We start from the raw sequence: 14,126 nt of genomic DNA, 5'->3' as shown, positions 1-14,126 counted from the left end.
TTCCGTTGACGGTGTTTCTAGTAGTAGGGCGGATAGTCCGCCGGGCTCGACGTGGAGGGCTTCACCCGGTAGGTCTTCAGCACCTGACTCATGATCGTGTGGAACAGCGGAGCGGCGGCTGCCGACGAAGTAATGGTAGTCGGGAACCCGAGGTTGACCGAAACGACGTACTGCGGATCGTCAACCGGCGCGACGCCCATGACCGACACGTAGTACGACGGCAGGTACCCGCCCTTGCCGTCCGGCTGCTGGGCCGTTCCGGTCTTCGCGGCGATGCGGTACCCGGGGATCTGGAGCTGCTTCTTCAGCTCGCCGTCGGTGACGACGGACTCCATCATCCCGAGTGTCGTGGCCGCCGCCTGAGCGGAGACGACCGGCGTCGGCTTGCTGTTCGGGATGTCCGTCACCGAGCCGTCCGGGTGCTCGCATCCCTCGACCAGGGACAGCGGGATGCGGGTGCCGCCGTTGGCGAGCGCCTGGTACGCCCCGACCATCTGCAGCTGGGTCGCCGAGACGCCCTGGCCGAACATCGTCGCGTACTTGGTCTGGTCGTCCCAGTCCTTGACCGGGTGGAGCTCGCCGGCGGACTCGTCGGGGTACGGCAGACCGGTCGGATCGCCGATCCCGAACTTCTTCAGGTAGTCGTACCGCGTCTGGTCGCTGAGCGCGCGGCCCAGCTGCGACATGCCGGTGTTCGACGACATCATGAGCACGCCGGTCAGGGTGAGCCGGAGCGGTGCGTGGAATCCCGAGTCGTGCAGGTCGGCCCCGTTGCCCGACTGCCAGGAGTACGGGGCGAGCACCTGCGAGGTCGGCGTCGCCTTGCCCTGGTCGATGAGCATCGCGGCGGTCAGCGCCTTGAAGGTCGAGCCCGGCTCACGCGGGTCGGTGAGCGGCTGAAGCCGCCAGAACGACGGGTCCGTCGCATCGATGTTGTTGGGGTCGAGCGACGGCACCTGCGCGATCGCCTTGATCTTCCCCGTCTTCGCCTCCGCCACGGTCACGAAGCCGAACTTGGAGCCTGTCGCGGCGACCTGCTGCGCGAGGGTCTGCTGCGCGAACCATTGGAGATCCGAGTCGATCGTCAGCTTGAGCGTGCCGCCGTCCTTCGCCTCCTTCTGTACCACGGTGCTGCCCGGGATGGCGACGCCGTCGGCTCCGCGCTGGTAGGTCTCCTCGCCGTTCTCCCCTGCCAGACAGCCGTTCTCGCTGGCCTCCAGCCCCGCGTCGCCGCCCTGAGAGAGGTAGCCGAGCAGGTTGCCCGCGACGGCGCCGTTCGGGTAGCTGCGGGCCTGCTTCTTGGTGAAGGTGAGCCACGGGTACGGGAGCTTGTCGAGCTTGTCGAACGTCCCGACATCCATACCGGCCTTGATGAGGACGTACTGCGACTTCGGATTCTCTTTGAGCGCCGCGTCGAGAAGCGCGACGACGGCATCGCCGCCCTGGCCGGTGATCGCACCGATCTTCGCGGCCGCCTCGACCATCTTCGCCCGGCCGCCGGCGATCGCATCCTTCGGCGATGCCGCAGCCGTGTACGTGTAGATCGTGGTGGCCAGCACTGTGCCGTCACTGTCGATGATGTCGCCGCGGTTGCCCAGCAGCGGCGTCGACACCTCCTTGGCGGTCACCGACTGCTTCTGCAGCGCATCCGCCCGGACCACCTGGATGTCGACCAGCTTGGCGCCGAGGATGCCGACGGTCGCTGCGACGGCGAGGACCGTCATGGCGGTCCGCCGCCGCAGCATCTTCTTGCTGACCATGCCCCGCATCCGTCCCGTCGTCAGTGCGTCACCGGAGTCGGCAACGCTCCCTGCAACGGTACGGTCGGCGCGGCCCCGGATCCGGTAGCCCCACCCGAAGTTGTGGAATTCCCAGCCTGCCCCGCCGCTGGGGACGGATTCGCCGTCTGCTGCGGCTGCGTCACCAGCGAGACGCCCGCGAGCAGTGCGTTCGGGACGAGGTTGCCCTGCGTGCCGGTGACCGTGCCCGCGGCCCCGCTCGCCGGCAGCGGCGCCCCCAGCACCGCTCCGTCGGAGAGGCGCAGGTAGGCGGGGTTGCTGTTGCTGACCATCCCGAGCGCGTTGGCGTTCGCGGCCAGATTCTGCGGCGACGCGACCCGGTTGAGGTCCTCCGACACCGCCTGGTACGAACGCTGCAGCTCGGTCTGCTTCGACTCCAGCGTCTGCAGCTGGTAGGCGCCCTGCGAGATTCCGATGCTGAGGAGGAGCTGGGCCACCACGACCGCGAGCAGCGTGGCGACCGCGATCCCCGCGTACAGGGCGCGAGGGCGTGCACGTCGCTGGGACCGGGTCGGGACGACCTCGAGGTGGGTCCGCTTCGGCTCCTCCACCGGTGCGGGGAGGGCGCCGCCGCGCCAGAGCGCCGCGGGGCGCAGTGTCGCGGGACGTCTGCGCCCGGTGACCGGGGCCGCCTCTGCCAGATTGCCGCTCACGACCGCCTCCTCGTCTCGTCTTTGCTGTGGGATGCGCCGCTCGCCGGGCGCACCCGCTCGGCCGCCCGCAGGCGCACCGGGGTGGCCCTCGGGTTGGCGGCCTTCTCGTCGTCGTCGGCCAGTTCCGCACCGCGGATGAGGAGCTTGAGCTCCGGCCGGTGCTCGGGGAGTTCGACGGGCAACCCCGCGGGAGCACTCGACGTGGAGCGGGCCTGCAGCTCGCGCTTCACGATGCGGTCCTCGAGCGACTGATACGCCTCCACGACGATGCGCCCGCCCACCGACAGGGAGTCGATGGCCGCAGGGATCGCCCGCTGCAGCACCGCCAGCTCCTGGTTGACCTCGATGCGCAGAGCCTGGAAGACGCGCTTGGCGGGATGCCCCTGCCGCTGCAGGGCCACCGGAGTCGCCTTGATGATGAGGTCGACCAGCTGTCCGGAGCGCACCAGAGGCTCGCGCTCGCGCGACTCCACGATCCGGGAGGCGTAGCGGCCCGCGAGCTTCTCTTCGCCGTACTCGCGGAAGATGCGCCGCAGGTCGGCCTCGGAGTACTCCGCCAGGACCGTCGCGGCGGTGAGCTCGCTCGTGCGGTCCATCCGCATGTCGAGCGGCGCGTCCTTCGAATAGGAGAAGCCGCGCTCCACCCGGTCGAGCTGGAGGGAGGAGACGCCGAGGTCGAACAGCACGCCGTCGACCGCCTCGAAGCCGAGCCCCTCGATGGCCTCGCGGATGCCGTCGTACACCGTGTGGACGAGGTGCACGCGGTCACCGAAACGCTCCAGGCGCTCCCCCGCGATCGCCAGCGCCTCGGGGTCGCGGTCGAGCCCGACCAGCGTGACGTCCGGGAAGCGCTCGAGGATGCCGGCGGAGTGGCCGCCCATCCCGAGCGTCGCGTCGACGAAGACGGCGCCGGGCCGCGTCAGCGCGGGGCCGAGCAGCTCGATGCAGCGCTCCAGGAGGACCGGAGTGTGGATGCGGGAGTTGTCGTCGGAGTCGGTCATGGTCGTTCGGGACGAGTCGCCTGCCCCTGATCCCGGATCCCCATCCATTCCGACCTGGCACCGGGGAAGTGGTGTCAGGGCGTATGGCTGGGAGTCCGGCGCCAGGGACGCGGGCTCAGAAGAGTCCCGGGATCACCTCCTCCTCCGTGTTGGCGAATGCTGCTTCCTGCTCGGCCAGGTAGGTCTCCCAGGCCTGGGCGTCCCAGATCTCCGCGCGGCTGCCGGCGCCGATCACGACGAGGTCGCGATCGAGTCCCGCATACGAGCGGAGCGCGGACGGGATGGTCACCCGGTTCTGCTTGTCCGGGACCTCTGCGCTCGCCCCCGAGAGGAAGACGCGCAGATAGTCACGGGCCTGCTTGCTCGTCACCGGCGCCTGGCGGATCTTCTCGTGGAGCGATTCGAACTCGCGCTGCGAGAAGACGTAGACGCAGTGCTCCTGGCCACGGGTGAGGACGAGGCCGGACGCGAGCTCATCCCGGAATTTCGCCGGCAGGATGATGCGCCCCTTCTCGTCCAGCTTGGGGGCATGCGTACCGAGGAACATCGGCTGCCACCCCCACTCTCCCGGCCCAGGTTGCGGTGTGGCTCCACTTTACTCCACTTCCATCCACAAAATCTCGCATTGAGGACAGATTGCCCCGAAGTGGGTACGTCAAGGCCCGGAAAGACGCGGAACTCGCGGGTGGAGGAAAGTGGAGCGATCAGGCGGCTCCTGGAGCAACAAAAAAGGGCCGATCAGAAGATCGGCCCTTCGTCGAAGAACGTGTGGAGCGGAGTGGAGGGTTAGCCCTCGCCGCCGTCGTTGCGCTTGTCCCAGCGGTCGTTCATGCGGTCCATGAAGCCTGTCTGACCGCCGCGCGCCTTCGCCTTCTTCGGCTCGGCGGCGCCCGGCTCGACCGCGACGCGCTTACCCGGCGCGATGGACACGAGGACGCCCGCGAACATCACGACGAAGCCCAGGATCCCGACGATCGGCTGCTGGTAGTAGACCCCGGCGATCAGTACGCCGACGCCCACGACGGCGAGCAGGATGCCGAGCACGATCGACCGGTAGGCGGGACGTGCCCGCTTGCCCCCGACCTTCGCGACGAAATCTGCGTCGTTCTGATAGAGACTGCGTTCCATCTCTTCGAGGAGGCGCTGCTCGTGTTCCGAAAGCGGCATCCGATTCCCCCTCTTTCTCGCGGGTTCGAGGCTTCAGTGAGGTCGATTCTAGACCTCACGTGTCTGGCTAGGCTAGGCGTGTGTCTGAAAGCATCCGATTCGTCGACCTCATCCAGTCAAGAATCGATGGATTCTTCGATGCGCGTGCCTCCATTCTCGTCTCGATCGCCGACGAGCTCTCTCCCGTAGCGGCGTTCTCAAGGGAATTTCTCAGCGGCGGCAAGCGCTTCCGCGCCCTGTTCTGCTTCTGGGGATGGCAGGCCGTCCGCACCGCAGGAGACGAGGGCGACGACGGGTCGGACAGTGGCGCCGTCACGGCCGGCGGCGCCCTCGATGCCGTGGTCTCCGTCGCCAGCGCGCTCGAGCTGTTCCACGCCGCAGCGCTCGTCCACGACGACCTCATCGACAACTCGGACACCCGGCGCGGCAAGCCGGCCGCCCACAAGCGCTTCGAGCACCTCCACGAGAACGAGGGATGGGGCGGTTCCGGCGCCACGTTCGGCACGGGCGCGGCGACCCTCCTGGGCGACCTGCTGCTCATCCTCAGCGACGAGCTGTTCGACGAGGGGCTCACCCAGCTGGTGAGCGCACCGGCCCGGCGGGCGACGCGGGCGGAGTTCAACCGGATGCGGATCGACGTCACGGCGGGCCAGTACCTCGACATCTTCGAGGAGATCGGCTGGTCCGGCCGCCCCGACTCGGAGCAGCTGGAGCGCGCCGAGCGCGTCATCGTCTACAAGTCGGCCAAGTACTCGATTGAGTCCCCTCTGCTCATCGGCGCGAGCCTGGCGGGAGCGACCGTCGGCCAGCTGGAGTCGCTCCGGGCGTTCGGACTCCCCCTCGGCATCGCCTACCAGCTGCGCGACGACCTGCTCGGCGTCTTCGGAGACGCCGACGTGACGGGGAAGCCCAGCGGAGACGACCTCCGCGAGGGCAAGCGGACCGTCCTCATCGCGCTCACGCGCCAGTCCATCCCTTCGGGCGCGCGTGCTGCCCTGGACGAACTGCTCGGCGACCCCGAGCTCACGCCGGAGCAGATCAGGACGATGCAGCTGACCATCCGGGAGTCCGGGGCCGTCGACACGGTGGAGCGGATGATCGCCGACAACGTCGCGCGCGCCATCGAGGCGTTGGATGCGGCGCCCCTCGGGGCGGCGGCGAAGGGGCAGCTCCGCGAGCTCGCGGTCGCGGTCACGCGCCGGAGCGCGTAGGCCCCATCCCTGAGCCGGGAGCGATTCAGGCCAGCGCTTGGGCCACGCGGCGCACCTCGGCCTTGCGGCCGGCACGCAGAGCCTCGATCGGCGATGTGCCGAGGCTCTCCTCCTCCGTCAGCAGCCAATCCACCGACTCGTCGTCGCTGAAGCCGTCGTCCGCCAGGACGATCAGGGTTCCCCGCAGCTCGCTGAGCGGCTGGCCGTCCTTGAGGAAGGACGCGGGCACCTTGAGCACGCCGTCGACGCGCTTGGCTCCCAGGTGGCGGTCCTCGATGAGCCGACGGACGCGGCTCACGCTCAGTCCCATCAGCTCGACGAGGTCGGGTACGGTCAACCACTCGGTGGTCTGGACGTGCTCGGTCACCCCACAAGCGTGCCACGGATTGGCGTCCGGCGAGAAGCGGGAGTAATTGTTACGATCATGTAAACCCGTGTCACATCCGTCACTCCTGTTGACTCCTCTCTCCTTGTGTGTCAGCGTGATGGGCGACGTGTCACTCGAAGAGGGGGTCACATGGCTCTGGCAGACACCGGCAGATCGCGCAGCATCCTGGGCACCGTCCCGATCGCGGTCGCGAGCTCGCTCGCGGTGACCCTGAACCTGGTCACGCCCGCACAGGCGGCGCCCCAGGAGGACCGCGCGACCGACGACTCCGGAGACACCGGCGAGATCAGTCCTCTCGAGCGCGCGGCGCTCGGCAGCACCATCGGGATGACGCCCAGCGGATCGACGTCGAGTACGTCCGCTCCGCTCACCTCCGTCGCGGCAGCACCTGCGACCTACCGCGTGCAGTCGGGCGACACCATCTCCGGCATCGCGGCCCGTTTCGGACTCTCGACCGCGGCCGTCCTCGCGATGAACGGCCTCAGCTGGAAGAGCCTGATCTTCCCGGGCCAGGTGCTCGCCCTCGCGCAGGCCGCACCCGCGGCCGCGCCGGCCCCGGCTCCCGCGGCTCCCGCGCCGGCTCCCGCTGCCACGGTGTACTCCGTGGTGCGCGGCGACACGATCAGCGGCATCGCCGGCCGTTTCGGCGTCACCACCCGCGCGGTGCTGGCTGCGAACGGCCTGAGCACCTCCAGCCTGATCTTCCCCGGCCAGAAGATCCGCATCCCGGGCATGACCACCGCCGCGCTCAACGCACCCGCACCGGCGCCCGTCGCCGCTCCGGCCCCCGTCGCCGCGCCGGCACCGCTGCCGACCGCGTCCGCCGGTCAGGTGGTCGCCCTCACCGACGAGATGCGCGCGAATGCCCAGCTGATCATCCGCATCGGCCGCCAGCAGGGCGTCCCGGACCAGGGCATCGTCGTCGCCCTCGCCGCGGCCGCACAGGAATCCGGCCTCCGCAATGTCCGCTATGGCGACCGCGACTCCCTCGGGCTGTTCCAGCAGCGGCCGAGCACCGGATGGGGCACGCCGGAGCAGGTGCTCGACCCGACGCGCGCGACGCTCGCCTTCTACGGCGGAGCGGGGAACCCCAACGCCGGCCGCACCCGTGGCCTCCTCGACATCCCCGGATGGACGCGGATGAGCGTGACGCAGGCCGCGCAGGCCGTGCAGATCTCGGCGTTCCCCGACGCCTACGCCAAGTGGGAGACGTCGGCGCGCACCTGGCTGGCCCAGCTCGGCTGAGCCGGAATGTCACAGCCCGATCACAGCCACCGCGTCCACCGGTGTTTTGCAGGGTTCTCGCCCGGCTCGTTCCCTAGACTCGATCCGTGACCACGAGCCAGACCGACCCGATGATCGGCCGTCTCATCGACGGCCGCTATCAGGTGCGCTCGCGGATCGCCCGAGGCGGCATGGCCACGGTGTACCTCGCGACCGACCTGCGCCTCGAGCGCCGCGTCGCGATCAAGATCATGCACGGCCACCTCGCCGACGACTCCACGTTCAAGAGCCGCTTCGTGCAGGAGGCCCGCTCGGCGGCGCGGCTCGCACATCCCAACGTGGTCAACGTCTTCGATCAGGGCCAGGACTCCGACATGGCCTACCTGGTCATGGAGTATCTGCCCGGCATCACCCTGCGCGACCTGCTCAAGGACTACGGCAAGCTGACGCCCGAGCAGACCATCGACATCATGGAGGCGGTGCTCTCCGGCCTCGCCGCGGCGCACAAGGCGGGCATCGTCCACCGCGACCTCAAGCCGGAGAACGTGCTGCTCGCCGACGACGGGCGCATCAAGATCGGCGACTTCGGGCTCGCCCGTGCGGCCAGCGCCAACACGGCCACCGGCCAGGCGCTGCTCGGCACGATCGCGTACCTCTCCCCCGAGCTCGTCACCCGCGGCGTCGCCGACGCCCGCAGCGACATCTACGCGCTCGGCATCATGATGTACGAGATGCTCACCGGCCAGCAGCCGTTCCAGGGCGAGCAGCCTATGCAGATCGCCTACCAGCACGCGAACGACGCCGTGCCCGCGCCGAGCAGCAAGAACCCGGCCGTGCCCGCAGAGCTGGATGAGCTCGTCCTCTGGGCGACGGAGAAGGACCCGGACCGACGGCCGCGCGACGCGCGAGAGATGCTCGACCGCCTGCTGGAGGCCGAGAAGGCGCTCCGCGGCGAGGCCGTTCTGCAGCCGACGATGGTGCTGCCGCCGGCGTACGAGATCGACCAGGGCGACACCCAGATCATCAACCCGGCGATCCGCCAGCAGGTCGCGTCCAGCACGCCGGCCGCGGCGACGACCCTGACCGCCGCCGCCGCCAAGCGCCGTTCGAAGGGCTGGTGGCTGTTCGCGCTCGTCCTCGTGCTCGCCGGCGTCGCGGCCGGCACCGGCTGGTACTTCGGGGCGGGCCCTGGTTCGCTGGTCGCCATCCCGAACGTCGTCAACAAGGCGCCGGATGCGGCGGTGTCGCAGCTGCAGAAGCTCGGCTTCAAGACGGCGCAGGCGCCCGAGTACAGCACGACCGTCGCGGCTGGGATGGTGTCGAGCACCGACCCAGGAGCCGGCGTGCCCGCGGGGCGCGGCAGCACGGTGACGCTGCGCGTCTCGCAGGGGCCGAAGCCCGTGACCATCCCGCCGCTCGCGGGCACGACGATCGACACAGCCAAGAGCGCTATCACCGGCGTCGGGGCGAAGGTCGGCACGGTCGCCGAACAGTTCGACGCCAAGGTGCCCGCCAACACCGTCATCTCGGCGACCCGCGCCGACAACGGCGCGGATATCTCCGGCGGCGGCAGCTACTTCGAGGCCGCGTCGGTGAACCTCGTCGTGTCGGTCGGTGCCATCCCGGATGTCGCCGGCAAGTCCGTGGAGGACGCCACGGCCACCCTGAGCAAGGTCAAGCTCCTCACCTCCGCCGGCCCGCAGAGCTACAGCGACACGGTCGAGGAGGGCGACGTGATCTCCGCGCAGCCGCAGCACGAGCCCGTGCGCCCCGGCGACACGCTGCTGCTGGAGACGTCGAAGGGGCCGGAGCCCGTCACCATCCCGGATGTCGCCGGCAAGACCTGGGATGTGGCCAAGAAGGCGCTCACCGACGCCGGCTTCAAGCTCAAGTACAGCGCCATCGCCGACGTCGCGCCGAGCGCGTTCGTCGTGTCGAAGGTGTCGCCGGCCGGCGGGACCCAGGCGCCCAAGGGCTCCACCATCACGGTCAACTTCGCCGGCTTCTGAGCCCGCGGTCGGAGCGAGCGCGTCGGCGCGCCGACGCACGAGCCGGACGTCGGCGCGCCGACGTCCGGGCCGCGCGGAACGCGTATGCAATGTCGCATAGATAGGTAGAATTTCTCGTACCAACGATGGATGTCAATCCATCCGGCGAAGGACGCAATCGTGTCTCAGGTCCGGTGTACTCGAAGGAACGGCAAAAACGCGGCCGAACGCCCGCGAACCGCCTCCCTTCCGTGAACAAAGGACCCACACATGACCACTCACCGATCGAGTCGCCGCACCGGCGGCCTGGCAGCGTGCATTGCCGCGGTCGCCGTCGTCGCCACGGGGCTGTCCGGCTGCGCGACCGCATCGACGCCCGCGACAGAACTCACCCGAGAAAAGAGTCCGCTCTTCGCCATTCTCGGCCCTCTGAGCGGTCCGACGGGCGACGACGGCAGACGCGAGTTGGAGCGAAAGGTCGAGAACCTGATCGCGAAGTGCATGACCGACCAGGGCTTCGAATACACCCCCACCGACAACTCCGCCGCTGCGCCTGCGGAAGACGACGGGGAGAGCCGGGAGAGCGAGGACTGGATCTCGAAGAACGGCTACGGGATCACGCTCGGTGAGAAAGACGGCGCCGCCGCCGACCCCAATGAGGACTACGTCGCGTCGCTGTCCGACACACAACAGGCGGCGTATTACGAAGCTCTTCACGGGAGTGTCGCGGAAACCGAGGAAGGGGCCACCAACGCCAGCAAGCCGTTCGACCCGAAAACGGCGGGGTGCTGGAACACGGCCTACCGGGAAGCGAACGGCGGGAAGGGTGACTTCTGGGAGGACAAGAAGTACGCCCAACTCCTGGAGTCGATGTCTGAGCTGACGACGAAGGCCGAGAAGCAGCCTGCTGTCAAAGCCGCGACGGCTACCTGGGCCAGTTGCATGGCGGATGCGGGATTCTCGACGATGAAGAAGAAGTCGGATGCCCTCGAACTCGCATCCCAGAAGCACGGAGACCTCTACAACGCCACGGACGGCGAGGTGAACAGCGCAGAATCCGTCGACCCCTCGAAAGCGGACCTGGCGAAATTCCGCGAATGGGAAATCGACATCGCGCTTGCCGACTTCCGCTGCGACAAGAAGTCCGACCTCACCCAGGTCGCGCTGAAGGCGCAATTCGAACTGGAAGAGAAGTTCATCGCGGACCATCGCGAGGAACTGGACCAGCTTGTCGACGCGTATGGCAACAGGAAATGACCCGGCGCGACCGCCAGCCCGTCGCGGTCGCGGGGTGGTCGCGGGTGATCCGCGGGAACCGTCCGATCTGGGGCGTAGCGGCCGCCTCGGTCGCGTGCCTTCTTGCCGGGTACGTCGGTGGGGGCGCACTCTCCTCGGCGGGTGCGGAGCCTTCCGTTGACGGAGGGCCGGTCACCGTCCCCGTCGAGTCACGGGTGCTCACGAATACCGTGAAGCTCCGCGGTGACGCAACATTCGACGACGCGATCGAACTGACCGTCGCCGCCGGAGAACTGGACGGCGCGGCCGTTGTCACGGGCGCCGTCCCCGATGTCGGCGCCACCCTCAACGCGCTCAGTGTCGCCCTCGAAGTCGCGGGACGCCCGGTAATCGTCCTTCCGGGTGCGCTGCCCGCATACCGAACGGTGCGCGCGGGGAATTCGGGCCCGGACGTCGTCCAGGTGAAGGAGGCGCTCCGCGCATCCGGATTCGATCCCGGGAGCTCGGACACGTACGATGCGGCGACAGCCGCTGCCGTCGCGGCCATGTATGAGAAGGCGGGATATGCCGCCCCCGCAGTCGACTCTGCGGCCGCGAGCGCGCTCGAGGCAGCAGAAGGCGCAGTGGCGGAAGCGGCAAAGGCACTCGCTGCAGCGCAGCGCGAACTCGCCGCTGCGGCTAAAGGACCGGACCAGGCTCGGCGCGTCGAACTCGACAATGCAGTCAAGGAAGCGCAGCGAGAGCTCGCTGCGGCGCGGAGCGCAGGCGAGCCCGCTGCCATTGACCGCGCTGAAGACGCGGTGGTCCTCGCCCAGACGCAGCGGGATGTCGCACTAGCTGCGCCCGACACCGCTTCCGAAGCAGCCGCGGTCGCTGCTGCTCGAACGGAGCTGTCGGCCTCCCAAACCGCCCTCGAGACAGCACGCCAGGCCGCCATCACCCCTCTCCCCGCCAACGAGGTGCAATTCCTTCCGACCCTTCCGCGCCGCGTCGACGAAGTGCGAACCGAGCGCGGGAAGACCCTCGACGGCGCGGCTCTCGTCGTCTCCGGCGCGACGCTGTCGATCACCGCGGAAGCCGGTTCCGCCGACGCCAAACTCCTGCGGGCCGGCCAGAAGGCGACCGTCGAACTGGCGGACGGGTCGGAGACGGATGCGGCGGTCGGCACAGTCACCCCGCAGACAGCCAAGGACGGCGATAAAAACAAGACCGGAGCCCGTTGGGATGTGACGCTCGCCTTGACTTCTCCCCGTCCGCAACAGATCGAGCAACTGCGCGGGCAGAGCGTCCGGGTCGACATCCCGGTCTCGGCGACGGACGGCAAGGTACTCGTTGTTCCGGCCGCCGCGCTTTCAGCCGGACCGGGAGGCGAGACCCGAATCGAAATTGCAACGGGCCGCGAGACCCGTGTCGTACCAGTCGAGACCGGCCTCGCGGCCGAGGGACTCGTCGAGATCAGCGGAAAGATCACGGCGGCCGACCGCGTGGTGGTCGGCCGGTGAGCGCGCCCGTGATCGAGCTCGTGGACGTGACGAAATCGTTCCCCGGGCCGCCCGTGGTCACTGCTCTGCATGCTGCCACAATCCGTATCGAGTCCAGCGCCTACGTCTCCATCGTCGGGCCGAGCGGTTCGGGGAAATCGACGCTGCTCAATCTGCTGGGTCTGCTCGATCGACCGACGACGGGCAGTTACCTGTTCGACGGTGTACCAACAACCGATCTGACCGAGAACGGACGTGCCGCCCTTCGCGCGCGCAGCATCGGTTTCGTCTTCCAGTCGTTCCATTTGCTTCCTGAACGGACGGTGCTCGAGAACGTGCTGTTATCAACTTTGTACAGCGGCGTTCCGCGGGAGTCCCGTCTCGAGCGCGCCCTCACCGCGATCGAACAGGTCGGGCTGAGCCACCGCTCCACCTTCACCCCAGCCACGCTCTCGGGCGGTGAGCGGCAACGCGTCGCCGTCGCGCGCGCGATCATCACCTCGCCGAAGGTCCTCCTCGCCGACGAGCCGACCGGAAACCTCGATCAGCAGACGTCACGGCAGGTGATGGAGCTCTTCGAGCAGCTCAATGACGACGGCATGGCGGTCGTCGTCATCACCCACGACGCCGCGGTCGCCCGGCGCGCGACCCGCGTCGTCCATATCGTCGACGGACGGGTGGAGGAGCAATGAGAACGGGAGCGCGGATGGGCACAAAGCGCCGCCGCGCCGATCCCGACCGCTTCACGGTCCAGGATCTCTTCGCCGAGGCGACTCGGGGGCTCACGGGGCATCCGGGACGACTCCTGTTGACAACCGTCGGCACCGTGCTCGGCATCGGTTCACTCGTGGTGACGTACGGTCTGGCTCAGACGACGAACGCCGAGCTGCGGAGGCAGCTCGACCCCTCCCAGGCGACTCACTTCGTCGTCGCGCCCGAAACCGCTCGGGACTCGTCCGGCACCACGCGCCCGACCTCCGTGTTCCCTGTCGATGCTGAAGATCGTATCCTCGCACTGCGCGGCGTCGACGCGGCCGGAGTGCTCACAGAGGTACCGACGGGCGACGCCGCCATCACGACGGTCCCGGTGAACGATCCGTCCGCCCCCGACACCCTGCCTCCGGTGGTATTCGCCGCGAGTCCCGGTCTCTTCGAGGCCGTCGGAGCGCACGTCGGGGCCGGACGTGCATTCGACCACGGCCACCGTTCCCGAAGCGACAGAGTCGCAATCCTCGGGAAGTCAGCGGCGTCCGACCTCGGGGTTTCCCGACTCGACCGGCAGCCCACGGTCTTCATCGATGCCCTTCCGTACACCGTGATCGGGATACTGACGGAGACCCAACAGCGGCGTGACATGCTGGGCGGCGTCATCATCCCCGACAGCACGGCGCAGACCGACTTCCGCGCACCTCCCGGCGATGAACTCCACCTGAAGGTGAAGCGCGGTCTCGGCGGGCTCATCCAGCGTCAAGCGCCCATCGCCTTGTCGCCCAATGCACCGGAGGATTTCCGATCGCAGGTTCTCGCGGCCTCCGGTCGCGCGGCCCAAGCGCAGGCTGATACGAACATGGCGTTCCTCGTGCTCGGCATCATCTCGCTGCTCGCGGGCGCTCTCGGCATCATCAACGTGACCATCCTGTCGGTGAAGGAGCGCACCGGCGAGATCGGGCTCCGGCGGGCTCTCGGCGCCACACCACGTAACATCGGCTCTCAGTTCATGGTGGAAACCGGAATCATCGGCATCATGGGAGGACTGGCCGGCACTGCCCTCGGCGTGGTCGCCGTGGTCGCGATCGCGGCGACGCAGGGGTGGAGTCCGGCTCTGGACAACTGGATCGCGCTGGCCGCCCCGGCACTCGGCACTACCATCGGCTTGGCGGCCGGTATCTATCCCGCCCTCCGGGCCGCACGTATCGAGCCGGCCACCGCGCTTCGCGGCGGCACCTAGTCCGTCGCCGATTCTCGATGCCACTCAGCA

At 68.7% G+C, this 14,126-nt stretch carries 13 protein-coding genes; 7 read left to right on the top strand and 6 right to left on the bottom strand.

The features are described from left to right. Window positions 1-17 precede the first annotated feature (17 nt). From H284_RS0118360 to H284_RS0118340, 5 genes are all read right to left on the bottom strand, one after another. Entirely contained in the window at window positions 18-1,760 is a 1,743-nt protein-coding gene (locus tag H284_RS0118360; RefSeq protein ID WP_020077369.1) for a peptidoglycan D,D-transpeptidase FtsI family protein, read from the bottom strand. 20 nt (window positions 1,761-1,780) lie between these two features. Next, window positions 1,781-2,452, bottom strand: coding sequence for a cell division protein FtsL (gene ftsL, locus H284_RS0118355; protein WP_018191372.1), 672 nt, complete (start codon window positions 2,450-2,452; stop codon window positions 1,781-1,783). Then, window positions 2,449-3,453 (bottom strand): 16S rRNA (cytosine(1402)-N(4))-methyltransferase RsmH, encoded by a 1,005-nt coding sequence (gene rsmH, locus H284_RS20420; protein ID WP_020077368.1) that lies wholly within the window; start codon window positions 3,451-3,453, stop codon window positions 2,449-2,451. Before rsmH ends, ftsL begins: the two co-directional genes overlap by 4 nt. 115 nt (window positions 3,454-3,568) lie before the next feature. Then, window positions 3,569-4,000 carry a division/cell wall cluster transcriptional repressor MraZ gene (mraZ, locus tag H284_RS0118345; RefSeq protein WP_018191374.1) on the bottom strand — a complete coding sequence of 144 codons (432 nt, stop codon included), beginning with the start codon at window positions 3,998-4,000 and terminating at the stop codon, window positions 3,569-3,571. A gap of 239 nt (window positions 4,001-4,239) precedes the next feature. Beyond that, entirely contained in the window at window positions 4,240-4,620 is a 381-nt protein-coding gene (locus H284_RS0118340) for an SCO2097 family morphological protein (protein WP_018191375.1), read from the bottom strand. 80 nt (window positions 4,621-4,700) lie between these two features. Here H284_RS0118340 and H284_RS0118335 point away from each other — a divergent pair, with 80 nt between their 5' ends. Beyond that, window positions 4,701-5,831 carry a polyprenyl synthetase family protein gene (locus H284_RS0118335; protein WP_020077367.1) on the top strand — a complete coding sequence of 377 codons (1,131 nt, stop codon included), beginning with the start codon at window positions 4,701-4,703 and terminating at the stop codon, window positions 5,829-5,831. Between the two features lie 25 nt (window positions 5,832-5,856). On the opposite strand, the gene H284_RS0118330 is transcribed toward H284_RS0118335, so the two are convergent. Continuing rightward, a complete protein-coding gene (locus H284_RS0118330; protein ID WP_018191377.1) occupies window positions 5,857-6,198 on the bottom strand; it encodes an Rv2175c family DNA-binding protein in 342 nt (113 codons plus the stop codon). A 150-nt stretch (window positions 6,199-6,348) separates the two neighbouring features. On the opposite strand from H284_RS0118330, the gene H284_RS0118325 reads away from it, so the two are divergent. The 6 genes from H284_RS0118325 (at window position 6,349) to H284_RS0118300 (ending at window position 14,096) form a co-directional block, all read left to right on the top strand. Beyond that, entirely contained in the window at window positions 6,349-7,464 is a 1,116-nt protein-coding gene (locus H284_RS0118325; RefSeq protein WP_020077366.1) for a lytic transglycosylase, read from the top strand. An 86-nt stretch (window positions 7,465-7,550) separates the two neighbouring features. Further along, entirely contained in the window at window positions 7,551-9,452 is a 1,902-nt protein-coding gene (gene pknB, locus H284_RS0118320; protein WP_020077365.1) for a Stk1 family PASTA domain-containing Ser/Thr kinase, read from the top strand. 249 nt (window positions 9,453-9,701) lie between these two features. Further along, a complete protein-coding gene (locus tag H284_RS0118315; RefSeq protein WP_020077364.1) occupies window positions 9,702-10,688 on the top strand; it encodes a hypothetical protein in 987 nt (328 codons plus the stop codon). A 194-nt stretch (window positions 10,689-10,882) separates the two neighbouring features. Beyond that, window positions 10,883-12,169: an efflux RND transporter periplasmic adaptor subunit gene (locus H284_RS0118310; RefSeq protein WP_231371277.1), complete on the top strand. Its 1,287-nt coding sequence runs from the start codon at window positions 10,883-10,885 to the stop codon at window positions 12,167-12,169. Next, window positions 12,166-12,840 carry an ABC transporter ATP-binding protein gene (locus H284_RS0118305; RefSeq protein ID WP_020077362.1) on the top strand — a complete coding sequence of 225 codons (675 nt, stop codon included), beginning with the start codon at window positions 12,166-12,168 and terminating at the stop codon, window positions 12,838-12,840. The genes H284_RS0118310 and H284_RS0118305 overlap by 4 nt, the downstream gene beginning before the upstream one ends. Before the next feature lie 14 nt (window positions 12,841-12,854). Then, complete coding sequence (locus tag H284_RS0118300; RefSeq protein ID WP_020077361.1) at window positions 12,855-14,096, top strand: ABC transporter permease; 1,242 nt, start codon at window positions 12,855-12,857, stop codon at window positions 14,094-14,096. Window positions 14,097-14,126 lie beyond the last annotated feature (30 nt).

This window comes from Cryocola sp. 340MFSha3.1, from assembly GCF_000383315.1.
In the GTDB taxonomy this organism is placed as follows: Bacteria; Actinomycetota; Actinomycetes; order Actinomycetales; family Microbacteriaceae; genus Leifsonia.
This window is presented reverse-complemented; position numbering and strand designations above follow the sequence as displayed.